Annotated in this window: 28 protein-coding genes and 1 tRNA gene; 5 read left to right on the forward strand and 24 right to left on the reverse strand. The window is 46.9% G+C overall.

Annotation, left to right across the window (positions count from 1 at the left end; translation table 11 throughout):
• Window positions 1-89 precede the first annotated feature (89 nt).
• The 4 genes from metE (at window position 90) to AAC007_RS04640 (ending at window position 5,395) form a co-directional block, all read left to right on the forward strand.
• On the forward strand, window positions 90-2,429 hold the full coding sequence (gene metE / locus AAC007_RS04625; protein WP_339674878.1) for a 5-methyltetrahydropteroyltriglutamate--homocysteine S-methyltransferase: 2,340 nt from the start codon (window positions 90-92) through the stop codon (window positions 2,427-2,429).
• 622 nt (window positions 2,430-3,051) lie between these two features.
• Entirely contained in the window at window positions 3,052-3,351 is a 300-nt protein-coding gene (locus tag AAC007_RS04630) for a PepSY domain-containing protein (RefSeq protein ID WP_339674880.1), read from the forward strand.
• A gap of 51 nt (window positions 3,352-3,402) precedes the next feature.
• Window positions 3,403-4,080 (forward strand): response regulator transcription factor, encoded by a 678-nt coding sequence (locus AAC007_RS04635; protein WP_339674882.1) that lies wholly within the window; start codon window positions 3,403-3,405, stop codon window positions 4,078-4,080.
• Window positions 4,067-5,395 carry a HAMP domain-containing sensor histidine kinase gene (locus tag AAC007_RS04640; RefSeq protein WP_339674883.1) on the forward strand — a complete coding sequence of 443 codons (1,329 nt, stop codon included), beginning with the start codon at window positions 4,067-4,069 and terminating at the stop codon, window positions 5,393-5,395. The genes AAC007_RS04635 and AAC007_RS04640 overlap by 14 nt, the downstream gene beginning before the upstream one ends.
• A gap of 341 nt (window positions 5,396-5,736) precedes the next feature.
• Here AAC007_RS04640 and AAC007_RS04645 read toward each other — a convergent pair whose 3' ends face one another.
• The 8 genes from AAC007_RS04645 to AAC007_RS04680 all read right to left on the reverse strand — a co-directional run bounded on the left by AAC007_RS04645 (window position 5,737) and on the right by AAC007_RS04680 (window position 14,017).
• Window positions 5,737-6,135: a GreA/GreB family elongation factor gene (locus tag AAC007_RS04645; RefSeq protein ID WP_339674884.1), complete on the reverse strand. Its 399-nt coding sequence runs from the start codon at window positions 6,133-6,135 to the stop codon at window positions 5,737-5,739.
• 602 nt (window positions 6,136-6,737) lie between these two features.
• The gene (locus AAC007_RS04650; protein ID WP_339674885.1) at window positions 6,738-7,511 is read right to left on the reverse strand and encodes a ketoacid CoA transferase; all 774 of its coding nucleotides are present in this window, start codon (window positions 7,509-7,511) and stop codon (window positions 6,738-6,740) included.
• Between the two features lie 915 nt (window positions 7,512-8,426).
• Complete coding sequence (gene gdhA / locus AAC007_RS04655; protein ID WP_339674887.1) at window positions 8,427-9,776, reverse strand: NADP-specific glutamate dehydrogenase; 1,350 nt, start codon at window positions 9,774-9,776, stop codon at window positions 8,427-8,429.
• A gap of 54 nt (window positions 9,777-9,830) precedes the next feature.
• Window positions 9,831-9,953, reverse strand: coding sequence for a hypothetical protein (locus AAC007_RS04660; RefSeq protein WP_339674890.1), 123 nt, complete (start codon window positions 9,951-9,953; stop codon window positions 9,831-9,833).
• Window positions 9,954-10,774: 821 nt separating this feature from the next.
• On the reverse strand, window positions 10,775-11,167 hold the full coding sequence (locus AAC007_RS04665; protein WP_339674893.1) for a GreA/GreB family elongation factor: 393 nt from the start codon (window positions 11,165-11,167) through the stop codon (window positions 10,775-10,777).
• A gap of 486 nt (window positions 11,168-11,653) precedes the next feature.
• Window positions 11,654-12,562, reverse strand: a complete 909-nt coding sequence (locus AAC007_RS04670; RefSeq protein WP_339674895.1) for a TraI domain-containing protein — start codon at window positions 12,560-12,562, stop codon at window positions 11,654-11,656.
• Window positions 12,559-13,791: a DUF3596 domain-containing protein gene (locus tag AAC007_RS04675; protein ID WP_339674898.1), complete on the reverse strand. Its 1,233-nt coding sequence runs from the start codon at window positions 13,789-13,791 to the stop codon at window positions 12,559-12,561. Before AAC007_RS04675 ends, AAC007_RS04670 begins: the two co-directional genes overlap by 4 nt.
• Window positions 13,784-14,017 (reverse strand): hypothetical protein, encoded by a 234-nt coding sequence (locus tag AAC007_RS04680; RefSeq protein WP_339674899.1) that lies wholly within the window; start codon window positions 14,015-14,017, stop codon window positions 13,784-13,786. Before AAC007_RS04680 ends, AAC007_RS04675 begins: the two co-directional genes overlap by 8 nt.
• Before the next feature lie 130 nt (window positions 14,018-14,147).
• On the opposite strand from AAC007_RS04680, the gene AAC007_RS04685 reads away from it, so the two are divergent.
• Window positions 14,148-14,387 (forward strand): helix-turn-helix transcriptional regulator, encoded by a 240-nt coding sequence (locus AAC007_RS04685; protein ID WP_339674900.1) that lies wholly within the window; start codon window positions 14,148-14,150, stop codon window positions 14,385-14,387.
• Window positions 14,388-14,549: 162 nt separating this feature from the next.
• Here the strand turns inward: AAC007_RS04685 and AAC007_RS04690 are convergent.
• The 16 genes from AAC007_RS04690 to AAC007_RS04765 form a co-directional block, all read right to left on the reverse strand.
• Window positions 14,550-14,624, reverse strand: a tRNA-Lys gene (locus AAC007_RS04690).
• 70 nt (window positions 14,625-14,694) lie between these two features.
• Window positions 14,695-15,378 (reverse strand): 7-cyano-7-deazaguanine synthase QueC, encoded by a 684-nt coding sequence (gene queC, locus AAC007_RS04695; RefSeq protein ID WP_339674901.1) that lies wholly within the window; start codon window positions 15,376-15,378, stop codon window positions 14,695-14,697.
• A gap of 39 nt (window positions 15,379-15,417) precedes the next feature.
• A complete protein-coding gene (gene queE / locus AAC007_RS04700) occupies window positions 15,418-16,068 on the reverse strand; it encodes a 7-carboxy-7-deazaguanine synthase QueE (protein ID WP_339674902.1) in 651 nt (216 codons plus the stop codon).
• A 67-nt stretch (window positions 16,069-16,135) separates the two neighbouring features.
• Window positions 16,136-16,960 (reverse strand): tol-pal system protein YbgF, encoded by an 825-nt coding sequence (gene ybgF / locus AAC007_RS04705; RefSeq protein ID WP_295877361.1) that lies wholly within the window; start codon window positions 16,958-16,960, stop codon window positions 16,136-16,138.
• 15 nt (window positions 16,961-16,975) lie between these two features.
• Window positions 16,976-17,470, reverse strand: coding sequence for an OmpA family protein (locus AAC007_RS04710; protein WP_219044613.1), 495 nt, complete (start codon window positions 17,468-17,470; stop codon window positions 16,976-16,978).
• Between the two features lie 85 nt (window positions 17,471-17,555).
• On the reverse strand, window positions 17,556-18,848 hold the full coding sequence (tolB, locus tag AAC007_RS04715) for a Tol-Pal system beta propeller repeat protein TolB (protein WP_295877356.1): 1,293 nt from the start codon (window positions 18,846-18,848) through the stop codon (window positions 17,556-17,558).
• Entirely contained in the window at window positions 18,848-19,627 is a 780-nt protein-coding gene (locus tag AAC007_RS04720) for an energy transducer TonB (protein ID WP_296435378.1), read from the reverse strand. The genes tolB and AAC007_RS04720 overlap by 1 nt, the downstream gene beginning before the upstream one ends.
• A 5-nt stretch (window positions 19,628-19,632) precedes the next feature.
• Entirely contained in the window at window positions 19,633-20,076 is a 444-nt protein-coding gene (gene tolR / locus AAC007_RS04725) for a protein TolR (RefSeq protein WP_295877351.1), read from the reverse strand.
• Window positions 20,077-20,087: 11 nt separating this feature from the next.
• Window positions 20,088-20,762, reverse strand: coding sequence for a protein TolQ (tolQ, locus tag AAC007_RS04730; protein ID WP_295877349.1), 675 nt, complete (start codon window positions 20,760-20,762; stop codon window positions 20,088-20,090).
• A gap of 34 nt (window positions 20,763-20,796) precedes the next feature.
• Window positions 20,797-21,189, reverse strand: a complete 393-nt coding sequence (gene ybgC, locus AAC007_RS04735; protein WP_295877346.1) for a tol-pal system-associated acyl-CoA thioesterase — start codon at window positions 21,187-21,189, stop codon at window positions 20,797-20,799.
• Window positions 21,189-22,229 (reverse strand): Holliday junction branch migration DNA helicase RuvB, encoded by a 1,041-nt coding sequence (gene ruvB / locus AAC007_RS04740; protein ID WP_296435380.1) that lies wholly within the window; start codon window positions 22,227-22,229, stop codon window positions 21,189-21,191. Before ruvB ends, ybgC begins: the two co-directional genes overlap by 1 nt.
• A gap of 15 nt (window positions 22,230-22,244) precedes the next feature.
• On the reverse strand, window positions 22,245-22,847 hold the full coding sequence (ruvA, locus tag AAC007_RS04745) for a Holliday junction branch migration protein RuvA (RefSeq protein WP_295877340.1): 603 nt from the start codon (window positions 22,845-22,847) through the stop codon (window positions 22,245-22,247).
• A gap of 14 nt (window positions 22,848-22,861) precedes the next feature.
• The gene (ruvC, locus tag AAC007_RS04750; RefSeq protein ID WP_219044605.1) at window positions 22,862-23,386 is read right to left on the reverse strand and encodes a crossover junction endodeoxyribonuclease RuvC; all 525 of its coding nucleotides are present in this window, start codon (window positions 23,384-23,386) and stop codon (window positions 22,862-22,864) included.
• A gap of 230 nt (window positions 23,387-23,616) precedes the next feature.
• On the reverse strand, window positions 23,617-24,372 hold the full coding sequence (locus AAC007_RS04755; RefSeq protein ID WP_339674905.1) for a YebC/PmpR family DNA-binding transcriptional regulator: 756 nt from the start codon (window positions 24,370-24,372) through the stop codon (window positions 23,617-23,619).
• A 103-nt stretch (window positions 24,373-24,475) separates the two neighbouring features.
• Window positions 24,476-26,248, reverse strand: coding sequence for an aspartate--tRNA ligase (gene aspS, locus AAC007_RS04760; RefSeq protein ID WP_295877328.1), 1,773 nt, complete (start codon window positions 26,246-26,248; stop codon window positions 24,476-24,478).
• Between the two features lie 109 nt (window positions 26,249-26,357).
• Window positions 26,358-26,606, reverse strand: a complete 249-nt coding sequence (locus AAC007_RS04765) for a zinc ribbon domain-containing protein (protein WP_295877326.1) — start codon at window positions 26,604-26,606, stop codon at window positions 26,358-26,360.
• Window positions 26,607-26,657: the final 51 nt, after the last annotated feature.

Here is a 26,657-nt window from a genome sequence, read left to right on the forward strand (position 1 = left end):
TCATAACAAAGACTCATTACCATGGCCTCGTCAAATATCTTTCTACTCTAGCCGCACCGGTTCGAAGTCTACGTAATTGGAGAAACACGATGGCCATTACCCACAATTTGGGTTTCCCGCGTATTGGCGCCAACCGAGAACTTAAATTTTCGCTTGAAAGTTACTGGAAGGGACAGCAAAGCAGCAAAGACCTGCTCAAGGTTGCAGCCGAACTGCGGCGCGTGCACTGGCAGCAACAACAGAAATTAGATTGGCTGCCGGTAGGTGATTTCTCACTTTACGACCAAGTGCTGGATATGAGCCTTACTCTTGGGAACATTCCCACTCGAGCCGTGCATGACGGCAATGAATTGGAAAGCTATTTTCGCGCTGCCCGAGGACGTTCTACTAGTGACGTAGGTGAACAACACTGTGTACACGCAGCGGAGATGACTAAATGGTTTGATACAAATTACCATTATCTCGTGCCTGAGGTAAGTGCAGACAGCCAATTTACGCTTAACCCCTCTAGTTTACTGACCCAATTAGGTGAGGCCAAGGCGCAGGGTATTAACGCAAAGCCGGTTATTATTGGGCCAATAACCTACCTCTCGCTGTGTAAGCCCAAAGATAATAGCCAAGCACTAACATTATTAGATCGATTGCTACCGGTATATCGAGAACTTCTCACAGCGCTCCAAAGTGTGGGGGTGCAATGGCTACAAATAGATGAACCTCTACTGGTGACCGACCTAGATAAAAACTGGCGAGATGCATTTGAAAAAGCCTATACGTACTTAAATGTCAGCGGGGTTAAAATATTATTAGCGAGCTACTTCGGAACACTAGAGGATAATCTTACCTTGGCAGCAGCTCTGCCAGTAGACGGGCTGCACCTTGATTGCGTTAGCAATAATGCTCAGGGTCGACGCGATGCTCGGACTTTATTAGCAGCATTGCCAAAAGATCGAATTTTGTCCTTAGGGATAATTAATGGTCGAAATATCTGGAAAGCCGATTTAAACGAAACCTTGGATTGGTTGGAACCACTGTCAAAGCAACTCGGCGATCGCCTGTGGCTAGCCCCATCCTGCTCATTACTGCACGTACCTTACTCCCTAAACAGTGAGGAAGAACTTGATGCGGGAGTAAGGTCTTGGCTTGCATTTGCAGATGAAAAACTTGAAGAACTTTATATTGTAGGTCGTGCACTTAACGAAGGACGAAATGCCGTCGCATCAAAATTAACCGACAACGCCCAAGCTCTTAGCAGTCGTCGTCAGTCTGTACGAGTGATCAATCCAGCCGTGCGAAAAAATGTCGCGGCTATTACGACCAGCATGGGCCAGCGTCAAAGCCCTTATTCCCAGCGCGCTGTCATTCAATCCGAAAGGCTCAAACTTCCTCTCTTTCCCACCACCACTATTGGATCCTTTCCGCAAACGGCAGAAATACGCCAGCTTCGCCAGCGTCACAAGCGCGGCGAACTTAGCCTAGAGCAATACCAACAGTATATTAAGGAGGAGATCGCCTTCTGTATCGCCGAACAAGAACAGCTTGGATTAGATGTGCTGGTACATGGCGAGGCCGAACGCAATGACATGGTGGAATATTTTGGCCAGCAGCTGAATGGGTACGCATTCAGCCAATATGGCTGGGTACAATCCTATGGATCCCGTTGTGTAAAGCCACCGATACTTTATGGTGATATCAGTCGCCCGAGTGGCATGACGCTCGAGTGGATTTGCTACGCCCAATCGCTCACTAAAAAACATGTGAAAGGCATGCTTACGGGACCAGTAACTATTCTTAACTGGTCGTTTGTGAGAGACGACCAACCTCGGAAAGACAGCTGCTACCAACTTGCGCTGGCTATTCGAGAAGAAGTGCTAGACCTAGAAGCTGCTGGCGTTAGTATTATTCAAATTGACGAAGCAGCACTCCGTGAAGGCTTGCCCCTACGCCATGGAGAATGGCAGCACTACCTAGGCTGGGCGGTTGAGTCGTTTAGGATTACCGCTAATGGCGTTGCAGACAAGACCCAGATTCATACCCATATGTGCTATTCGGAGTTTAATGACATTATTGAAAGCATCGCCCATATGGATGCCGATGTCATCACCATAGAAACCTCTCGCTCAGACATGGAGCTACTGAATGCCTTCGATCATTTCAACTACCCCAATGATATTGGACCTGGGGTTTACGACATTCACTCACCAAACATTCCGTCAGTGGAGTCAATTGTCGCACTAATGAACAAAGCGGAGAAACAACTCCCTAGCGAAAAATTATGGATAAACCCTGATTGTGGGTTGAAGACACGAAACTGGGAAGAAGTTTTACCAGCACTGAAAAATATGGTGGCAGCGGCAAAACAATTACGGGAACTTAATAATGGCATTTTAGTAGACGAAACGGTATTACTAGGTAAAGTAACAACATCCTAAAAAATACTATGTTTGACAACGGTTCGCGCTCGAATTGGTAAAAACCACAAATGCGCAGATCGTTGCAAAGCCGTATTACTGTGGACAGTTAATAAAAAGCTTCTTCGCCCATAATTATTCTGCCGAATTAGGCAGCCGCTATAAAGCGGTATTTTCTAATTAATATTAACATCTAAAGAAATTACGGATAGCCAATACAATTCAGAATATCGAACAAGTATCTCACTCAGATCTACGTCATCGAGAGATCGAGAGTTATCAGACCTACCGTAGCCATGGAAAACGCATCAACATACAACCTGTAACCGATCACAAATCATCGAGTAATCAACCAGAATAAAAAGCGTAGCGTAAAACTCCATGAACCGCTGTAAAAACTCTACCCTAATAACCGTGACTCACGCGAATTCCCTAGACATGCTAAACCATCACCTACCTTTTCAAATAACTTAGCACTCACACTCGAACATCGAAAAGATAAGCAGTGCTACCCTCTTCAATTCCATGACATTACAAAACAGTATAGTTCTAGCCACCACCACACAAACTTACTTTTGCTATAACTAAGGTCGTCGACAACCGTCGCACAGACAATACGATGACAACTCGCAAGGAGAATATTATGAAAATTCGCAAAAAACACGCTATTGTATCCACTGCTTTTGCTGGACTGCTGTTCAGCGGAATTGCTCTAGCCGACAAAGAGGACATCCATCTTCTTGAGCAAACTAAAATAAGCCTAACAGAAGCCATCGCTATTGCTGAAAACCAGCAGAAAGGGCGAGCTTATGAGGCATCACTAGACGATGACAGCTTCTCACCACGCTATGAGATTAGCGTGATAGCAGCAGACAAAATCTACGAAATTGAGGTAGATGGAGTGTCCGGTGAAGTACTCGGCGTTCGCGAAGATATGGATTGACATCTATATCGGCAAATACGTTCACGTTGAGTAGCTCTTGATGCCAGCCATATGAAATTATTACTAATTGAAGACGACCAGGCGACTGCGGATTTCATCATGCGCGGGCTGAAGGAGCACGGCCATACCACAGACCATGCTAACAATGGCCTGGACGGCCTAGTGCTGGCTCAAAATGAACACTACGACGTGTTCATTCTTGATCGCATGCTGCCAAAACTTGATGGCCTAACGTTACTACGGACCATTAGGGACGCCAGCAATCTTACCCCGGTCTTAATGCTTACTGCGATGGGAAGCATAGAAGACCGGGTTACAGGACTGACAGCAGGCGCCGAAGACTATCTTATAAAACCATTTGCGTTCGCAGAGCTTCACGCGCGTGTTTGTGCACTAGCTAGACGACCGCCTCTCAGCCAAGCTGTCATCAGCCTGAGTATTGCCGACCTTGAAATGGATCTAATCAAACGACGGGTCACACGTGCAAATCAGATTATCGAACTGCAGCCTACCGAATTTAAACTACTCGAATTCTTGCTACGCCACGCCGGTCAGGTCGTCACGCGCACTATGCTGCTCGAAGGCGTCTGGGATTTCCACTTCGACCCGAAAACCAACATGGTGGAAACCCACATCAGTCGCCTTCGCACAAAAGTCGACAAGGATTTTGATTTCCCCCTGATACACACTATCCGCGGCTCAGGTTATAGAATTGATGCGCCTACCTAAATCCTTTGGCTCCGCCACCTTCCGCCTCACTGGCTTATACCTAATCCTGTTCGTGATCTCAGTTTCAGTCTTTGTAGCGCTTCTATTTATTCAGGTACAAAAAGTACTAGAACACGAAGCACGCAGCCAAATCACAATAGAAAACAACCTGCTCTTGTTTGAATACCGTGAAGACGGAATGGACGAGCTGCTGGAAGAGACAGAAGAGAGGATCGAGAAAAGCCGTACTCGCGACCGATTCATCTACATGGTACAAAACCCCTCCGGCCGAGTCATTTTCGACAAAGTCGAGCCAGTAAATGCCCCATACGGCTGGCGCCAAACTAAAGGTGAGCAGCCTACTCTATTTTTTTATACACAATTGGAGAGTGGCTTCATCCTCGGGGTCGGTAAAGACATGGGCGTGCTGGCGACCCTAGAGCGCGCGTTCGAGCAAACTCTATTCTGGTCACTTACCTTAGCGCTTGTACTTGGCACCTCAGGAGGGCTCATTTTAAGCCGACGTACACTTTCGAGACTGGAGTCCATCAATCGCACGGCCAAGGCCATTGGGGCCGGGCAATTGGCCCTAAGAATTCCGTGCCGTAACAACGGTGACGAGCTGGATGCTCATTGCAATACCCTCAATCAAATGTTCGACCGCATAGAACAACTTGTGAATAACGTGCGTCAGGTGTCTACCGGCATCGCCCACGACCTGAGAACTCCCCTCGCGCGCCTCCGGGGTCGCCTGGAAACCCTCCAGAACAGCAGCTTGCCAATACCACCCGAGTCACTCGAGGAAACAATTGGTGAAGTCGATAAAATACTCGAAATTTTTGCTGCGCTCCTGCGTCTTGCAGAGCTGGAGGCAGGTAGCCTTAGATCCGGCTTTTGCCCCGTAAAATTACATGCTTTAATTCGAGATATTACGGAGGCTTATCAACCCATCGCAGAAGATGACGGCAACACGCTAAAACTGGCCACAGTCGATCATGTCACCATTGCTGGCGACGTCAATCTATTACAACAGTTACTCGCCAATCTAATTGAAAATGCCCTTGAGCATGGAGGCAAGCCAAGTGAAGTGACCATCGGACTGCAAAAGTCTGGCAAAAAAATCGTATTAACGGTTGCCGACAGAGGGCCGGGGGTAACTAATGAGGAGCACTCATATATTGTCAAACCATTCCATCGACTTGAAAACAGCAGCGGTACCGGAATGGGATTGGCTATGGTCTCGGCTATCACGCGATTACATGACGGCACTTTGATATTTGTTGACAACGAACCGGGGCTGCGCTGCGAAATCCATTTTCCAGCCACGTCCAGATAATTGAACATAAAGGGCACTCATAGTTTACCTCTTGATTCAACAACGACAATATAGATGCAAAATATTTTTCAGATAAAAATGGGCGCCCTACCAGGCGCCCACCCATTACAACTATAAAAACTTACCTTTACTTTGCTTTTTTTCTTTCTTCTCCCTACGCTTCTCTTTAATAGTTTTTAATGCTACTTTTTTCTCATCCACCTTACCTTTACTCATTTCATCACCTTTAAAATTATTTAGTTAAAAAACAATTCAACGATGCTGCCATTCGTTGCTAACATGGACAATATTACTATGCTAGCAGCAAAAAATTGCCTTCAAAATATGCACCTCCTTTTTAATTATGGATTCTGATCAACGGAAATAATACAAAACATATTTTCAGAATTTCCTAAACATAACTTTATAACTTCTCCTCTATTTCGACCAATCAGTGTCGACCCTAATGGCGACAAAACACTTATTTTCCCTTCAGCAGGATTACTTTCTTTTGGAAGCGAAATAACAATCGAGGCCTCAGTAAAGTCATTCATATTCATCAAGCCAATTTTAGTCCCGACTAACACCGTAGAACTAGAAGCACGATTTACAGGAACATCATATATCCCCTCCAGCTTTTCTAATAAACTAGCAAGTTCTACAGGCCTAATTGTAATAGGACGAAATTCAACCAACTTTGAATAATCGTCTTTCAGCCAAGCAATAAACCGACGAACATCTACAAACAACTCAGTATTCACAAAATTTAACCCACAGAATCTCTACGACTCTAAAATTAAAATGAGCTTATAATATATTTATGAAGGATTTTCCGGATGTAACAGAAAGTTACATCCGGCTAAGCGAGGAAGGTCAGAGGGGGCGTTAATACGCGATTGAAATATATAGTCATTTCTTTAAGTGCTTACGTGAAATATTCAATACATGAGTATAGCCATCTAATTATTTTAAACAAGCCCGTAACCACGAATATTATATTAGCGTACAATGTAATAACGACTTCTATTATGAGCTAGAACCAGCACTTCTCCTAGCGCTATGCTTTATTGATAAGAAACCGACCAACTCATGATTCTATTATCTGCATTATCGCCACATAAAAAATTCATTTATTATTGTGATATAAAAATACAATCCCCACACTAACGCACCCATTTATACACTATCAAAAACAATCGTGCGTTACCGGCAAATAGTATAGCAGCTTCAATAAACACCAAACTTTTCCCTGCCGTGTTGAGATGCTTTTTATATCTAATTCGACAAGAGTAACGAGGACGCCCCTACGAACTTAGGAGAAACGCAAGTCGACAAGGTATCGCCACCACAGGCCTCCTATTTTCTACAATTGGCCATACCGCTGATTAGACGAATCCAGTCTCCTTATAAGCTCCATTTGGCGCTCTAGTGGCGCTGACGTGACTTCTATATCACCGGAAACAGCAAGATCAAAGCTAGTGTTATCCCTAACCTGCTCTAGCGAAACCCCCTCATGCAGGCTACGCACACGTATTGCTTTGTTTTCCCCATCGAAATCCATTACACACAAATCAGTGACTATTTGCCTAAGATCGATATCATCGAAAGTGTAACCTCGCGGTAAGCGCTTAGGGTTATAGCCAATACTGCAGACGTAATCACACTCACCTTCAACAAAAACACGACGATTATGGGACAAAATAAAATAGGTACTAGCATGACAAATTGAATTTCCGGGAAATCCACGAACGCCCAGCATCTGCACATTCGGCTTACTATAATCATCGCCAATCACCGATACGTTCGCCTGTCCAAAACGATCTATCTGGACAGGACTACAGGTAATATGTCTATTCCCGCTCCATACATTGTCAAACACCCGGGACAAACCCATCCAATTTTCATTGGCCTGCTGTTCCGTGTCCCGCGGAGCAACAGGATTCGGATCAGACAACATCCAGCATTGCGAGTCCGTCATCATCATGTCGGGGTTTGAACTTTTCATCGCAAGACTCGCCGCGATCCGAGGTAATAATCCAATAGGAGTAACTAACACCTCGCCATCCATAGAATAGCCAGCGGCATTGGCACAGATCATGGTATCGATAAGTTTTTCTTTCACGTTATGTTCATTCACGACTGCTCACCACTATGTGCTGGCAAAATCCGACCCATCCTTTCGACAAGCTTCGCCAATACGTATTCCTCAAGCTCACCATCTGGATCGAACAAACCACTAAATGTATTTATCATGCCATCAAGGCACGCATTACTCCTGCCAGTATCAATACCGAGCAAGCTATAAATTAACTCAACCGCACTCTCCCAAAATGGGTGAATTATGCATAAAACAACTCGGTCATAGCACGCACCACACCTCCACAACCTAAACGAACTAAGTACAGCGCACCCAATTACATCACCCATACGAGCGCCAAGGTAGCATCATATCGACTAATCTCTACATGCGTTGAAAGACTTTCATAATCTGAATCAAAAATAATTAATTCATTTTTAATAGACATAGTGAACCCGCACCTAGAAAAAGTGATACGCAAAGTAAATCAACCCAAGCAGTCTCGACGCTCGGATCTATTCGTGATTTATGTAGGTTATTTTTGGGCGATTAAGGCTAGATGCGCTTAACCGCCAATAGCGAGGAAGGCGTTAACGGGATAAATTTTCCGTAAACCAAAGGAAAGTTGTAACATAGAATATAATTGTATTTTCATACCTTGAGAATACTATCTCTACAAACTTTCGCAAGTAATATCGAACAACCGACATTACCGATATAAAACGCTTAATAGATCTAAAACCTGACGATTTAGCTGGAAAAGGCCTATGGGAATGTGTCGAATATTACAACAATGTGCGCTACGGCGGAACACCGATGGCGACTTATCTTGATGGTAAAACGATCTGAGCTGAGAAATATTTAGCCCAGATCTAAACTGACAGGCACCGGTAAAAAACGGGTAACTATCAGATCAAGTCTGAGCCATTACACATAATCAGGACGACTATTTAAACTTTATTTGCCACAATACTGCTATATAACCCCCATCGCAGTCATTGCCCTCGCAACACGTATAAATCCTGCGACATTAGCCCCTAACACGTAATTACCTTCCGCCCCAAATTCATCAGCAGTTTCATAACAAGATGTATGAATATCAATCATGATTTCTTGGAGACGCTTCTGAGTATATTCGGACGACCATGAGTCACGACTCGCGTTTTGCTGCATTTCTAAAGCCGACGTTGCAACGCCACCGGCATTGGCAGCCTTACCCGGGCCAAAGCAAATATTTGCATCTTGAAAAATCTGAATCCCTTCCGAGGTTGTTGGCATATTTGCACCCTCAGCTACGGCCAAGCAACCATTCTCAAGCAAAAGCTTAGCATCCCGCCCCGTCAATTCATTCTGAGTTGCACAAGGCAGTGCGACATCGCACGGGATACTCCAAACGGATGAGCCCTCTATATAACGTGCAGATTTTTTAAACTCCGTATAAACACTTATCCTGCGGCGTTCAACTTCTTTTATCTGCTTTAGCAAGGACAAATCTATACCCGAATCATCAACTATAAATCCACCAGAATCCGAGCAGGCTATTACGGTAGCGCCAAGTTCATGGGCCTTTTCTATTGCATAAATAGCAACATTTCCCGAGCCAGAAACGACCACTCTTTTACCTTCCAATGAATTCCCACGAGCTTTCAGCATCTCCTGCGTAAAAATTACCACACCATATCCCGTAGCTTCTTTACGAGCCCTACTCCCGCCCCAGCCCAAGCCTTTTCCGGTAAACACACCCGATTCATACCTATTGGTAATTCGCTTATACTGACCAAATAGGTAGCCGATTTCTCTGCTTCCCACTCCAATATCACCCGCAGGCACATCAGTATATTCACCCAAGTGGCGGTACAGCTCCAGCATCAAACTTTGGCAAAAACTTTCAATTTCACTATCAGACTTGCCTTTAGGATCAAAATCACTACCACCTTTGCCGCCACCGATCGGCAATCCAGTCAATGCATTTTTAAAAATTTGCTCAAACCCTAGAAACTTAATAATCCCCAAATACACAGATGGATGGAATCGCAAACCACCTTTATAAGGCCCCAATGCGCTATTGAACTCGACCCTAAAAGCTCTATTAATGTGTATTTCACCTTTATCGTCTCGCCACGGAACCCGGAAAATTATCTGCCTCTCAGGCTCGCAAATCCTCTGTATTATTTTTTTATCCGCGAACTCAGGATACTTTGCCAGCACCGGGCCTAACGTTTCAAGTACCTCTCTGACCGCTTGATGGAACTCTGCCTCCCCAGGATTACGACTTAATACCTCCTGAAATATAGGCTGCAACTTCTCATCAAATTTAAAACGCATTAATCCACCTTTTTATAAGTATTTCAAACCAACACCGACACCTAACTAAAACTTTTAGGCCATCGACATTCTTAAAACAATTGTCGACGCAAAGAAGCAAATAGTGAAAAATATAATCATCGCCACAACACCCGATAAAATCACTGGACGCGGGTTATCTTCCGCTAAATCCATCATTCTTCTACGCCCTTCTTTATTCTGCAAAGCAAATAACAACGACACTGCCTGACATATAGTTTCTACAAAACCTAAAGACCTTCGGATCTTATGAACACAAAATACATCCATTAAAACATCTTCCCCGCATCAATTTCAGCCCTATCAATTATCGCTATAGGAGACACCATCATCAGCACGCCACCCATCGAAAACGAGTAAAACAATAAGTCAATCCCCCACCCATTCTCCCAGTTTAAAACTACTCTCTAAAGCATATGGATTAATTACCGCGAACGACTTATGCAGACCGTTATTCATCTAGGGCATTCTAAATTCATCCTCGTGATAATGGTGCGTCAGTCATAACACAATGTATCAACAAATTCTGGCGCCCAATTACTCGCGCACCGAAAACCCAGCCCCCCCTTTTATACACACACTGTAATCACATAAACACCACCCGTAATATAGCGATTCGCTAGCTTAGAAATAGGCTCTTTAGCTTTACCGTAATCTCTTACTTCGCTATAGCTCGATTTTTTTATCATAATAAATAAATGCTATAATCTATCTAGCTCCCCATGAAATATGTGACTTTTTTCTAATTATATATTACGTCGATTATCATAGGCGCGAGTTCCTCTTAAAGTATGGAAGGAAAATAAGCACCGATATTATAACCGCGTTCAATGCTATCTCACCAAATTAAGCAAGCCTAGCGCAACGCCTACCACTAGCCACCACCAACTCTCATCACTTAACCCTACCAAAAATATTTCCCAGCAAGGCGTGCCATCAAACCAAGATTATACAGAACCACACAACAACCACTAAAGACCTCAACCATCTTCTGGATGCGTTATGTTAACCACCTTTATCTCAGCAACCCTGGACCCAGGCATTATCCAATTTATCGTTGTATTTTTTCTTAAACCAATTAGCGCAGCGCCTAACGGAGAAAGTACAGATACTTTCATTTCTTTAACATTAGCGTCGTCAGGAAGTACAACCGTAACTCTCCCCTCAGCTTTTGTTGTGACATCCACGAATTCGACAATTGAGCCTAAACAAACAGCATCTTTTGGATACACATCATCGTTATATACGATAGCTCTAGCCATCTCATTTTCCAGACCATCTCGAATATCAAGCGATGAATTCATCATCAATTGAACAATACGCTTATAATCACTCCGTTTAACGACGATATCATCAGTATTATCTACAATCATATTTCACCCGCAGCATGAAAAATCCACGAGCTAGCTCACTCATGGAAAACTGAAAATTAGTTTAGATAAAATTATTAGGCGCTTAAGGCTTAACTTAGCTTAAGCGCCGACGACATGTCGGGCACAGCCGACCACAGACTGGAACGTCTGAAATGGAAGCGTACTTAGGAGGCTGAATCTATTCATATTTCCCCAGTATCTCACTACAAACTTAATTGTCAAGGATATACATCGAGCACTGCCAAAAGTTTATGCAACCAACCCAAGAAGCACACTTCAGTCACAAAAACACTATGGAAAGTGTGTCAAATTTAATCGTTACTGCAGCACGTCAAACTTGATACTGAAATCTGAGCCAGCTCATTATCGAATTTTTACCGGTGCCCAGCAATCAATTATGGAATGCTGAACTACCCCGAGTAATGTAAAAAACTTGCCTAAATCGACTTAACGGCACTATCTTAACTATCACCGTCACCCACCCGTTTAGAAATCAGCACTCTGGCGATCCAGCGAACTAACCAGCTTATAGATCGGGTCGTGCTTCTTTGGATACCAATCACGAGGCTTGAAGAATCCACGAATTAAATTGGCTGCGATTGGGTCTGTCATTTCTAACTTCGTAAGAGGTACTGCCAACATTTCCAGTGCCGCCATTTCATGAGGTTGATGACCGCCCCTATCAGAATGATCTCCCCCAACAAACGTGACGGTTTTACCTATATCATGCAAGATCACCAACACCGTCGCTAGATCATGCTGAAATAGCCGCTCCTGAAACCATGTTCTTTCCTCAAGCTTCAAAAGCATATCTGCAGTGTGATCTAGTAATCCTCCTTGATACGCATGATGGTAGCGCTTACTTGCCGGCACATTGAGGAACCCCAGTGCGTTACTCGCATCCAGAAACACATCTGTCATCAAACGCTGTAATGCGGGACTGGATATACCGAGCCAATGCCGAATGACGGTACGAAGCTGTGGTATAAAGTTTGGCAGTACCCATTCTTTAGGCAACAGGGCCGTTGGTCGTATGCAACTACTGTGAGCTCTACAGATGTCGTCAATACGAATCAAAAATCGATCAGCCATCTCTTGTAGCCCACCGCCAATTAATACGATATCGCCATGATCTACATCACGGTGATGCGCCGCAAACTCATCATGGCGAATGAACGCCGTTGCTGTTCCCGATAAGTTTCCTAGCTCTAGACGCGAGCAAGCTCGACCCGCACGATCAAGTTTGTCGGTGCGGCCTATTACTCTGAATTGAATACGCTCCAACCGTCGTGCTTCTTGTATTAAAAGGCGTATCTCAGCACGAGAGCATTCGCCGGATCCTACCCTGTCGTTATTAGCTAATTGTTGCCCTGTAGTCGTTAGCATTTCATTCATTGCGTCACCCCTCCCATACGCTGCAGTAACAGCCGCTCAAAGGCTGAGCCATCTTGTCGGGTTAGGTTTGGAACGTAGCGTGAGTAGACTTTAAACAGCATCTCCGTACTGGTGTGCCCCATCTGCCTAGCGATCCATTCTGGTGCCTCACCGGAGGCCAGCCATAGTGTCGCTGCCGTGTGACGGGTTTGATAAAAACGGCGGTCTTTCATGCCAAGTAATTTTAGTGTTGGTTTCCAAATCCGCTTGTTAACATTGAGCGGATCAATGGGTGTACCAACGCGAGTACAGAACACGTACTCACTTAGAGTACCCGACGCTTCGTATTGTGCCTTTAACGCCTGATAGACTGGTTCTGACATGTGGACCTCACGCTGAGACCCGTCGTTCTTGGTGTATTCACGACCTAAATGGCTATAGGTTTCTCGTACCAAGATTTCGCGCCGCTCGAAATCGATATAGCGCCACTGAAGACCGTGTACTTCGCCGGTTCGTAATCCTGTAAAAAATCGGACGGTAAAGTACGGTTTATAATCTGGCCGAACATTAGCAATGAATTTCTCAACTTCATCAAACGACAGTGGGTCGATATGCACCTTCTGCGTCTTAAGCCGTTTTACGTTTTGCATAGGATTAGGAAATTCATAACGATCCGCACCCTCCGCAAGAATCGCTCCTAGTATCTGCATAATCTCATTGACGGTTTTTGCAGAAAGCGTTCGCTTCTTCATACTGCCACCGGTTTTAGCGATATCAGCCCGAAACGCTAAACAGTCTGCTTTCAGAATTTGATGCATCTGCTTGTCAGCAAAGCGTGGTAGCAGGTACCCATTAACATGTACCTTTGTGGAGATCATGGTGTTCCTGCGCCACACAGCGTCATTTTCTGTTAACCAAACTTCGGTGAATTCAGAAAATGTTGGCGTAGCACGTTCTATTACCGCTGGTGGCGGTGCGGCTACAGTTATATCGCCGCTAGGTACAACACCAACTGAGGGAGTCGATGGCCGGCTTCCGAACTGGCTTGCCCTGCCGCTACCTGGAAAGAACGTACCGTAATCAAAAGTACCCGCCACGATTTCACGCTCAATACGCTCGAGGACTTTTTCCATTTTACGGCGATTAGCTTTTGTATCTTTGAGGGTGGTTTGTTCACGGCAACGAGCGCCATTAACCCTGAAATCGAAAAACAAACATCCAGTTTCTTCACGAGATCTAATCTTACCCATAGCACTTGCCCCCTGAAGCTAAAGGAATAGCAATGCTATCGTTTTGAGATAATCCCATGTCCCTCTCAATATTCTCCCAAATGTATAGAATTTTCCGCCCACCAAACGGGCGGATGTAGTGTGTGCCCTCAAACAAAACTGAATCCTTCAATACGCTACGAATAGTTGTAGGCTCATAATGAATCCGCTCAGATAGGCCATCAGTAGTAAGGTATGTATAACTCATGTATATTTCCTTCATCGCAAGTCGATTTTTAATGCCTCACGTCGAGTTTTCGCGACGCTTGGTTATTTTATACCACGACAAATATCGACAATCAACAATAAATGTCGATTATAATTGACGGATGTCTATTTTGATTAGGATACGATTAAAAGAAGTGTTAGCCGAAAAGGAGTTTCGCGACGGCCGGGTTATTACTCTAAATGAGGTATCCAAGGCGACCGGCATACACCGAGCAACTCTTTCCAAGATTGCAAATGAAAAAGGATGCAATACCGGAACTGATAATATTGACGCACTGTGTAATTACTTTGAGTGCCGTGTTGAAGACCTGTTAGTACACCTTCCAGAGCCAGTGCCCAAGGTAGACTAACTGGTCATTTCGGCTGATTTTTCACTTATTTTAAATCAGCCTTTGGGCACAAAATGGGCACTATTTGGGCACAGAATGGGCACAAGGTGGTCACAGAGGAAAAGTCCAGACGAAAAAAAAGCGCTGCACATCTGCAACGCTTTGATTTTCTTCGGAATTTGATGGTGGGCCGTGATGGATTCGAACCATCGACCAATTGGTTAAAAGCCAACTGCTCTACCACTGAGCTAACGGCCCCGAAAGAGGCGCTTATAATACGGATTTCCAAATAAAAAACAAGCACCTACGCATAAAAAAAGCAGTTTTATTAGGGCTTGCTATATCGGGTTGGATCGATTACCCCAGCTTGTTCAAACCCGTCACGTCGAAGGTAGCAGCTATCACACCGCCCGCAGGCCTCGCCCTTGTCATTAGCGCTATAGCACGACACGGTTTGCGCATAATCCACCCCTAGGGAAGCGCCCAGCTTTACGATGTCGGCCTTACTGAGCTTCATCAGTGGCGTGTGGATATGCATGCCATGACCATCTACACCGGCCTTGGTGGCGACATTTGCCAAGGTTTCAAAGGCTTCTATAAATGCTGGGCGACAATCGGGGTAGCCTGAATAGTCAACGGCGTTTACTCCGATAAAAATATCATCTGCATTCAGAACTTCTGCCCAACCAAGAGCAATGGATAGGAACACAGTGTTACGTGCAGGGACATAGGTAACCGGAATGCCTATTGCGCCGGCATCTGGCACCGCGATGTTCATATCGGTAAGCGCGGAACCACCAATACTGCTTAAATCGAGATTGATGATTTTAAACTCGGTGGCGCCGCCCGTTTCTGCAACTCGCTTGGCAGCAACCAATTCGGCGCGGTGACGCTGACCGTAATCAAACGCTAGAGCATAGCATTCATAACCCGCCGCCACTGCCTGAGCAAGTACCGTAGCGCTATCTAAGCCACCCGATACAAGAACAACTGCTTTTTTAACCAAAACCATTCCTCTATTGCTATTACTACGTCACTCAAACGCAATAAATTAATGTCCTGCCGCGTCATTCCACAACAATTTATGCAGCTGCATTTGAAAACGCACCGGTAAATTATCTTCGACTATCCAGTCTGCAAGATCAGTGGCGCTTAGTTGACCAAAGCTGGGAGAGAACAGAACTTCGCCAGCCTTATCCGCTAGATTTTGTGAATCTAATTGAAATCTCGCCCAGTCATAATCTTCACGATTACACAGCACAAACTTAATTTGATCGTGACGCCCGATATGCGCAATATTTTCCATAAGATTGCGATGCATCTCGCCCGAGGCAGGTGTTTTCAAATCCATGACTTTCGACACCCGCGAGTCAACGTGCTCGACACTAAGCGCACCGCTGGTTTCGATAGACACCTCATAACCGGCATCGCAGAGCGCAGTAAGCAAGGTATGGCACTCTGGCTGGGCCAAGGGTTCACCTCCCGTCACGCAGACATAGCGAGGCTTGTAAGACGCAACCGTGGCTAGGATATCTTCAATCTGACGGCGTTCGCCGCCGTGGAAGGCATATTCGGTATCGCAATAGACGCAGCGCAGTGGGCAGCCCGTCAGACGAACAAACACCGTAGGCACGCCTAGCGTGCGGGACTCACCTTGCAGTGAGTAAAAGATTTCAGTAATACGTAGCGTGTTCGCGTTCATTAAGACTGGCAGCCGGATTCAGGTTTATTACCGGAGACCAGCCGCGCAAGCTTTACCCCGCGAAAAATCAAAAATTCTTACGGAGAAATTCTCGTGACTTGTTGACGGCTGAGTTACCCGTATTACCGTAGCGGTCAATGACATGGGTTAGCATTTCTTGCGATTTCTGTTTATCACCATTCAGGAAATAAACAGTACCTAGCTTGTACATTGCCGCAGGAACCTTCCCGTGATCTGGGTAATCGGTGAGCAATTGCTGAAATGCTTGTGTTGAAGCCGACAAATTTTGAGGCTTGATGGCAACATATAATTCGCCAAGCCAGTACCAAGCGTTAGGCGTGTAACGGCCAGTGGGATATTTTTCGACATAACTGGTAAATGCAATTATGGCTTCATCGTATGAGGCACTTTTCACCAAATCATACGCTTTTACGTAATCTGAAGACTCATCACCATCAAGAACAACGGAGGAAGGTGAGGTTTCATTAGTTGCACTTGGTGTGCTTGTGCTGCCCGCTAGCACAGCTCCTTCAGCACTAGCCGCAGGGGATGCCTCAGAAGGCGAGCCAACAGCTAAAGAATCTGGCGAATCGGTCATCGCATCAGAAGAACTGCCGCCAGCAGTTAAACGACGATCGATATCGATGTAACGGTCTAAACTTTGCTGTTTAAGCTGGCGTAACTGATGCCCTTGTTCTTCCACCGTCCCTCGCAACGCCATAACTTCTTGGCGAAGCAATTGAAGTTGTTGGTACATCTCCCCTTCCATTCCTCGATTTGATTGTGCATCAGATCGAGCGGAGCCTACATCAACAACTGGGGCTTGCGCCCAGAGCTGTGCCGACAAACACGCTGCCGGCAGCAGCAGAGACAGTGGTTTTAAAAACTGCATCAGTACGCCTTTTTATTACTTCAGTTCTACGCGACGGTTTTGCGAGTAAGTTGATTCAGACTGACCGAATGCAACTGGACGCTCTTCACCGTAGCTTACGGTTTCTATACGGTAGCGTGGAATACCGTTAATTGCCATGTAATCAGCAACAGAAATCGCACGACGCTCGCCCAGGGCGATGTTGTACTCACGGGTGCCGCGCTCATCAGCATGACCTTCCAAACGCACAGGGCCGGTAGTCTTTTTCAGACGAGCAATTTGCGCGTCCAATGCTTGACGTGCTTTCACAGTTAAAGTTGCTTGGTCGAATTCGAAATAGAATACAGTTTCGAGGTTCGCCATATCGTCAGTGTTGTAAGAATCGTTCATTGAATCAGTAGATTCTGTGTACGTGCTTACGCTGTCTGCACCTTCCTGACCGCTACCATCAGTGTCAGTAGAAGCACAACCAGCCAAAAAGGCGCTGAAGAAGGCTACACCCAAAAACATATTTTTTGCTTGGTATTTCATGGCATTTTCCCGTCAAGTTTTGATTACACATTTCCGATCATACAATATCCATTGTCTTCTCGGTATTTCATTCCCGGCTACTACTTCATTGAAGAAAAGGCGACCAAGCCGGTTCGCGCACATCCCCGAATCGCGACGGCAATCTATACCTCACACCGCCGTCTATCGATACTGCCGCCAAGACCCCCTTGCCATCATACTGCGTAGCGTACAATAGCATACTGGCGTTTGGCGCCACACTAGGTGACTCGTCTAAATTAGTCGTAGTGAGAATTTCGACACGGTTACGTTTTAAATCCATGACCGCGATGTGAAAATTACCACTATCTCTGTGTACCATGACTAATCCTAAACCATCTGCCAGTACCCTCGCCCTGGCATTATAGTCACCTTCAAATGTAACTCTTTCTACTGACCCACTGCTGACGTTAACCTTATATATCTGAGGTTTTCCGCCACGATCAGATGTAAACACAATCGACTTTCCGTCCGGCATCCATGCTGGCTCGGTGTCGATAGCAAAGTGGTTAGTTACTCGCTGTAAATCACCACTCGCTAAATCCATTACATAAATGTCGGGGCTGCCGTCCTTTGACAGCACCATCGCCATTTTTGCTCCGTCCGGTGAAAACGCCGGAGCACCATTCAATCCGCGGAACGATGTAAGTTGCGTACGCGCATTAGTCCGCAGATCCTGTATATAAATAGCAGGACGCGTCGACTCAAATGATACGTAGGCAATTTTCTGACCATCGGGCGACCACGTCGGCGCCATAATCGGCTCTCGACTGTCGAATAACACCGATTCATTGGCTCCATCAATATCGCTTTTCAGCAAACGGAAGCGGGTTCGGTTACCCCCTTCGCGAACGGCAGAAACATAAAGCAATTGCGTACGAAAAGCACCACGAATATTTGTGAGTTTTTCATATATTTTGTCGCTGACTGAATGCGCGAGGTAACGAGGCTTATCAATACTTACCGATTCTTTGCCAGTGAGTATTACGCGCTGGGTATTTACGTCTAAAAGCTCATAATTTGCGGTTATCGTTCCGGTCACTTCCTGTGACAGAGTCCCCACGACAACATAGTCAACACCGAGACTTTTCCAGTCACGATAATAAACTTCTGTCGCATTGCGGGGCCGACCCAGCATATCTGAACGACTTAACGGCGCAAACTGACCACTGCGATGCAGATCACTCTCGACAATCGACGCAATATCTTCAGCTACGGTCAGCCCTGACTGCCAACCAAAAGGCACAATGGCAATCGGGACTGGATCATCTTTACCCTTATTAACCTGGATCGTAAGCTCGGCCATAGAGAGACTACTGACCGACAAAAATATTAGTGCTGTAATTATTCGTATCAACATTACCGCCTCAAATCCTGGGGTGAGAAACTAATTGTAAAACGCCTAAAATTCTTCTCGTAGGCGCCCATATCTTCGCGAGCCAACTTAGCCAGCTCTTCAATTTTTCCCAAACGCGTTACCGCTCGAGTAACCGATAAATCGAATGCATGATCACCACTGCCTTTAATAATTTGGTGACCTACAATTTCGCCAGTCGGGGTAGTCATAATCTGGATCGTCGCCTGCATGCCATTGCGAGCCGACAGCGGCCGTGTCCAATTGTTTGAGATCAACGCTGTAATCAAATCCGCATACGTCGAGGCCAGCTCGCCCTCTTCCACCAAGTCATCTTCAGACGCTAACGCATCGGCCAGCTCTTTTTGCTGCTGCTTGCGAATCTCTTCTTCCAGCGCTCGTTGTTTAGCGACTTCCTTCGCCTTTTCCTCAGCCTGCTTCTTGCGAATTTCCTCGGGCGTAGGCCCTTTTGGCACTGGCTTCGGTGCTGGTTTCGGAGCCGGCTTAGGTACTGGCTTTGGCTCAGGCTTAGGGTCAGGCTTCTTAACCGGTTCTGGCTTCGGTGCTGGTTTGACCACGGGTTTTGGCGTTGGTTTCGGCGCAGGCTTTGGCTTAGCGGGACGAGTAACCGGCTTTTCCAATACTAATTTCGCCTGAATTGCCAAGGGCTTGGCTTTCAACTCCATCACTTGACTGTCTTTGGGAATACCAAATAACAGGAATGCGATTGCCACGAAGTGCAAGACCGCCGTTACCGCTGCAGGCACCAACTTAATATCATTCATCGCGCTTACTTCGCTCCACTGCGCGACTGTGGCTCCTCGGTAATTAAACCGATAGAGGTGGCTCCAGCGCCTTGCAAAGCGGCCATCGCGGCGACAACGCTAGCGTAATCCACCGCACCGTCCCCTTTAACCATGACCGGGGTCTTCGGTTTATTGCGCAATATTTTGCCTAATTTATCACCGATTTCAGCGAGCTCTACCGGCTCACCTTGTTTGTCAGGATCACCCAAGGTCACATAATATTTACCGGCTTTATCGACCGAGACAACAATCGGGTCGTCATCTGTCTGCGGAACTGGCTCAGTAGACGCCTGCGGTAAATCTACCTGCACCCCTTGTACCAACAAGGGTGCCGTTACCATGAACACAATCAGCAACACCAACATGACGTCGATATAGGGAACGACATTGATGTCTGATATCGGTTTGCGTTTATTTCGCCGAGACATAGCCAATGCTCCTAATCTCGCGAATGAATCTGGCGATGCAGAATGCTAGAGAATTCCTCTGAAAAGGTGTCGTACTTACCGGCAAGGGAATCCACTTTTGAGGAGAATCGGTTATAGGAAACAACCGCCGGAATCGCCGCTATCAAGCCCATGGCTGTCGCCACCAACGCTTCGGAAATACCAGGGGCAACCGTCGCTAGCGTCGCTTGCTGAACCTGACCTAGGCCATGGAACGAGCCCATGATTCCCCATACCGTTCCCAACAAACCAACGTAAGGACTGGTCGAACCGACCGTCGCCAAAAATGGCAAACCGTGTTCCATTGCCTCTTCTTCACGAGATAGCGCCACGCGCATAGAGCGCTGACAGGCTTCCATCATGGCATCTGAATCCAGCTTCTTTTTAGCAAGGCGGGTAAACTCCTTGAAGCCAGCGCGGAACACGCTCTCCATGCCAATCACACCGCGCTTTTCAGCACCTTCGGTGTATAAGGTATTCAAATCTGTACCAGACCAAAATCGCGACTCAAAACTCGCCATCTCCGCCTGCGCTTGATTGAAGTACATGACCCGCTGGGCAATCTGGTACCAAGATACCACCGAGGCGAGCAGCAAAATCAACATAATAAGTTGAACAAACAAACTGGCTTGGCTAACTAAATGCCAAATGGAAAGCTCTTGTCCCACAGTTAACTCCGTTTTTTTCGTTGTGATAATGTTTTTAAACGTTCAACACTGCTAACAGCGCTTCGGGCATTCGCTTCGGTTTTAAGCTCTCTTTATCTACACAAGCCAGCTTAACCTGCCCTTCGCACAGCACCTCATCGCCACGATATACCACCTGCTCAAAACTTAGCGAGGCTTTTGCCGCCGCTATGACTCTCGCCGTAACAATAAGTTGCTCATCTAGCTTCGCCGGTCGCAAATATTTTGTCGTCAGGCTTGTGACGACAAACATCAATGATTCATCGATGAACGCGGCCTTGTGAAATCCGAGCTCGCGCATATATTCAGTACGCGCACGCTCTAAGAACTTCAAATAGTTAACATAAAAGACGATACCACCCGCATCCGTGTCCTCCATGTAGACCCGTATCGGTATTTTGAATTCCATTAGCTATCGCCACCAATGTCGGTAATATCGCCACTTTTGGGCACATCTAAGCCAAAATGGCGATACGCATGGCTAGTCACAACGCGTCCACGCGGCGTGCGCATGATAAAACCCTGCTGAATAAGATACGGCTCCAGCACGTCCTCAATGGTGCCACGCTCTTCGCTAATCGCCGCCGCCAAGCTGTCTACGCCAACAGGTCCACCGTCAAATCGCTCTATCATCGCCAGCAATAAGCGCCGATCTAAGTGATCAAATCCGCTGCTATCTACATTCAGCATATTTAACGCCTGATCTGCGATGTGTTTGCTGACAATGCCATCAGATTTCACTTCAGCGTAATCCCGCACCCGACGCAAAAGACGATTGGCGATGCGCGGGGTGCCTCTGGATCGCAATGCTATTTCGTGGGCACCGTCGGAATCCAACTGCATACCTAATATTTTGGCTGACCGCGCGACAATAGTCGCTAAGTCATTTACACCATAGAATTCAAGGCGCTGCACAATGCCAAAGCGGTCACGCAGCGGTGAGGTCAGCAAGCCCGCACGAGTCGTCGCACCCACCAAGGTAAAAGGTGGTAAATCTAATTTTATCGACCGCGCCGCTGGCCCTTCACCAATCATAATATCCAGCTGATAGTCTTCCATAGCCGGATATAGTATTTCTTCTATATTGGGACTGAGTCGATGTATCTCATCTATAAAAAGTACGTCGCCGGCGTCCAAATTGGTCATGAGCGCCGCGAGGTCACCCGCTTTTTCCAGCACTGGGCCAGAGGTGGTTTTGAGTGACACCCCCATTTCATTGGCCAAAATATTTGCCAGCGTGGTCTTACCCAAACCCGGAGGACCAAAGATTAAAGTGTGATCTAGCGGTTCATTCCGCATTCGCGCTGCGCTGACGAAAATACTCATCTGTTCGCATACCACCGGCTGGCCAATATAATCAGCGAGGGATTTTGGTCGTATCGCTCGATCAAAACGCTCCTCTTGCGGCTCGCTGGCATCGGGCGCCACAAGGCGGTCAATTTCTATCATGTCAGTTTAGTTTCTTCACTTGATCATGTTTTTTAAAGCAGCGCGAATCAATTCCTCGCTGCTCGCGTCATCCGACTTCAAAGCGCTAATGGCTCTACTCGCCTCTTGGGGCTTATACCCTAAGGCCACCAGGGCGGATTCCGCCTCTGCAACATTTAACTTTGCGCTGGATGCGGGCGACACGACCTTGGCGCCACCTGAACCAGCTACGTCCCAGTCCTTAAGTCGATCACGCATTTCTATAATCAAGCGCTCTGCGGTTTTCTTACCCACCCCCGGCAGTTTAACTAAGGCAGCAGAATTACCTTCTTGCACACAGCGAACAAATTCGTCAGTTTCAACGCCTGACATAATAGTCAGCGCCAACTTTGGACCAACCCCGTTCACCTTAATTAAGTCGCGAAATAAGCGGCGCGACGTCACATCGCTAAATCCAAAAAGCTGCTGAGCATCTTCGCGGACTATAAACTGCGTGTAAAGGGACACCACCTGTCCCAGCGGAGGCAGTCCATAAAACGTGGTCATGGGTAGCAACACCTCGTAACCGACGCCATTCAAATCTAAAACGATTTCCGGTGCTTGTTTTTCTATTAATACACCACGTAATCGACCAATCATTTAGCTTCCCTTATTTATTTAAGGCGTCCACGCCGTAAACGCAGCGCCGGCTCGGCGGCCATACTTTGTAGACCCTGCCGTGCATTGGCATGACAAATTGCCGCCGCTAAGGCGTCCGCGGCATCTTCCTGCGGTGCAGCCGGTAGCTTGAGTAATATTTTAACCATATGCTGAATTTGCGCTTTATCGGCGGCGCCCGTGCCAACAACTGCTTTCTTTATTTGCCTCGCGGTATATTCCGCCACCGGTAAACCATTACTCACACAAGCCACAACCGCCGCGCCGCGAGCCTGCCCTAGCTTAAGCGCGGAGCCGGCGCTTTTCGCCATAAACACTTCTTCTACTACCGCCTCAAGGGGTGAGTATTCAGAAATAATTGTCGTTAAACTTTTAAAAATGATATCAAGACGCGCAGGCAAAGGGCCCTGCGGCAAACGAATAACGCCACTGGTGATGTAGCGATGGTGATTACCCGTCACCTCAATCACACCGAAACCTGTCTTTTGCGATCCGGGGTCAACCCCCAAAATAATGGTCATAGATCCTAGCGCTATCGTTTTTTAATTCTATCAACCGAGGCATCAACCCATTCATTAGTGGCGTGAGCGCACTCATCGCAACAAAAAACCAGCTGCACGTCTATATATTATGAAAATAGGGGCCAGCAAATACGCGCTACTGCGCAGGCCAAACCCGCGGCTATTATGCACAGATTTAAGAGAATAATGACACGCTGCTAATATAAGACCGCAGCGGAGATCGGAGAAATTTAATTGCGGGCAGCCAATTCCGCGTAGACCTCATCCGCAATATCGGCATTGGTGTACACATTTTGAACATCATCCAAATCTTCCAAGGCATCCACCAAGGCAAGCAGCGATTCGGCGCCGTCAATATCTAACGTGACAGTTGTCGCTGGCAGCATTTGCACATCCGCAAACTCATGCTCAAAGCCCGCGGAGGTCATGGCATCTTTTACCGCCATAAAATCGGGAAATTCGGTTTGCACGTCTATTGCGCCATCGTCGTAAACTATGACGTCCGCCGCCCCAGCTTCTGCAGCCGCCTCTAACAGCACCTCTGCATCCAAGCCTGGTGAATAGTGAAGCAGACCAATACGCGAGAACAAATAAGCTACAGATCCATCGGTACCAAGATTGCCGCCGCGCTTACTAAAAGCGTGACGAACATCTGCAACCGTGCGGTTTCGGTTATCTGTCATGCACTCAAGCAAAATAGCGACACCGCCGCTGCCATAGCCTTCGTAGCTTATTTCTTCGTAATTATCGGTATCGGTATTGCCAGCGCCGCGCGCAATGGCCTTGTCGATGGTATCGCGCTTCATGTTTGCCGTCAGCGCTTTATCCATAACGGCGCGCAAACGCGGATTATCTTCAGGGGAAGGGCCACCGGCTCTGGCGGCGACGACAATTTCACGGATAAGCTTGGTAAATATTTTACCGCGTTTGGCATCTTGCCCCGCTTTGCGGTGCTTTATATTGGCCCACTTACTGTGACCCGCCATATCAGCCTCTCTACTACGCTTGCGCCACAATTTTAGGCGTCTAATTATTTAAAACCACCCACCGCTGAAATGCCGGTGGGTGTATACACGACTGCCTGGGCCGCTATTTTTCCTCTAGCTTACGCAAGCGAATGTTTAGCTCTGTAAGCTGCTTAGCCTCCACAAGACCCGGCGCATCTGTCATGACACAGGCGGCACTCTGGGTTTTCGGGAAGGCAATAACATCGCGAATTGACTTGGCGCCAGTCATCAACATGACCAAACGATCAAGACCAAACGCCAAACCACCGTGCGGCGGAGCGCCGTACTTTAACGCATCAAGCAGGAAGCCAAACTTCTCTTCTGCCTCTTCTGGACCAATACCCAGCACTCGGAATACGGCTTGCTGCATATCACCACGGTGTATACGAACAGAACCGCCGCCTAACTCCGTGCCGTTTAAAACCATATCGTAGGCGATAGACAAGGCGTCACCCGGTGCGTTTTCAAGCTCTTCTGGCGTGCAGGAAGGCGCGGTAAACGGGTGGTGCAATGATGTCCAATTACCACTGCCATCTTGTTCAAACATCGGGAAGTCGACAACCCACAGCGGCGCCCACTCACAGGTGTATAGCTTAAGATCTTCGCCCAATTTGCAACGCAGAGCCCCTAAGGCCTCATTGACAACTTTAATCGTGTCGGCGCCGAAGAAAATAAGGTCACCATTTTCAGCCTCAAGACGCGCCAAAATCGCAGCGCGCACTGGCTCAGGCAGGAATTTAACGATGGGAGACTGCAAGCCATTTTCCAGATCAGACTTATCGTTGACCTTGATATAAGCCAAACCTTTCGCGCCGTAGATACCTACAAACTTAGTGTATTCGTCGATCTGCTTGCGGGTCAGCGCCTCGTTACCACCCGGTACTTTTAATGCGGCTACTCGGCCATCGGCGCTATTAGCAGGACCAGAGAACACTTTAAATTCGACTTCCTGCATAAGGTCGCCAACATCAACCATTTCTAGCGGAATGCGCATATCAGGCTTATCGCTACCAAAACGCGACATTGCCTCTGCGTATTTCATGGTTGGGAAGTCGCCAAGGTCGATATTCATAACCTCTTTAAACAGATCGCGAATCATACCTTCTGTCACGGCCATGATCTGTTTGTCGTCCATAAAGGACGTTTCAATATCTATCTGGGTAAATTCTGGCTGACGGTCAGCGCGCAGATCTTCGTCGCGAAAACATTTAGCAATTTGATAGTAGCGATCAAAGCCAGACACCATTAACAGCTGCTTGAACAACTGCGGCGACTGCGGCAAGGCAAAGAATTTACCTGCATGAGTACGGCTGGGCACCAAATAATCGCGCGCACCCTCAGGGGTTGCACGGGTTAAGATTGGGGTTTCAATATCGAGAAAGTTCTGACTGTCTAAATAGCGGCGCAACACCGATGTAATCTTTGCTCGCAAACGCAATTTGTCAGAAATCTGCGGACGACGCAGATCTAAATAGCGATAACGCAGACGGACGTCTTCACCAACATTGGTGTGGTCATCCAACTGAAAGGGCGGGGTTTCTGATTCATTCAGAATTTCTAGCTCTTTCCCCAACACCTCAATGGCACCGGTTTTCATATTGGCATTAACTGTCGCACCAGCGCGCGCGCGAACACGGCCGCGAATACGCAAGACATATTCGCCACGAACGCGGTCAGCAGTGCGAAAATGCTCTTCAGTATCGGGGTCAAAAACAACCTGTACGATGCCCTCACGGTCACGCATATCAAGGAATATAACCCCACCATGATCACGGCGACGGTCAACCCAACCACATAGGGTAACGTCTTGATCTATATGTTCACTGCCCAAGCTGCCGCAATAATGACTGCGCATGTGTTCTGTTCTCACTGTATTAATGTATATCTAGCTTATTCCATTGGCGCCATGTTCTCGGCACCAATCACTCAGTTCGTGCACCCACTAAGGGTATTTACTTCAAAGCCTAGGCATCTGAGGCAGCGGACGAGCCACCACCCGAGCCGTCGCCTGCCAAATTCTTCTTTTTGTCGCCACTTTTAAAATCTGTCTCATACCAGCCGCCGCCTTTCAAACGAAAGCCTGCCGCCGAAATCTTTTTCACCAACGCCGCCGCCCCACACTCCGGGCAATCTGTTAAGGCAGGATCGCTCATTTTCTGAAGAGCCTCATGCGCATGTTGGCAGGCTTGGCACTGGTATTCGTAAATAGGCATTAAAATTCCCCGAACTCATAACACACAACGATGCCATTTAGAGACAAGCGG

Source organism: uncultured Zhongshania sp., assembly GCF_963975605.1.
Classification (GTDB): Bacteria; Pseudomonadota; Gammaproteobacteria; order Pseudomonadales; family Spongiibacteraceae; genus Spongiibacter; species Spongiibacter aquimaris.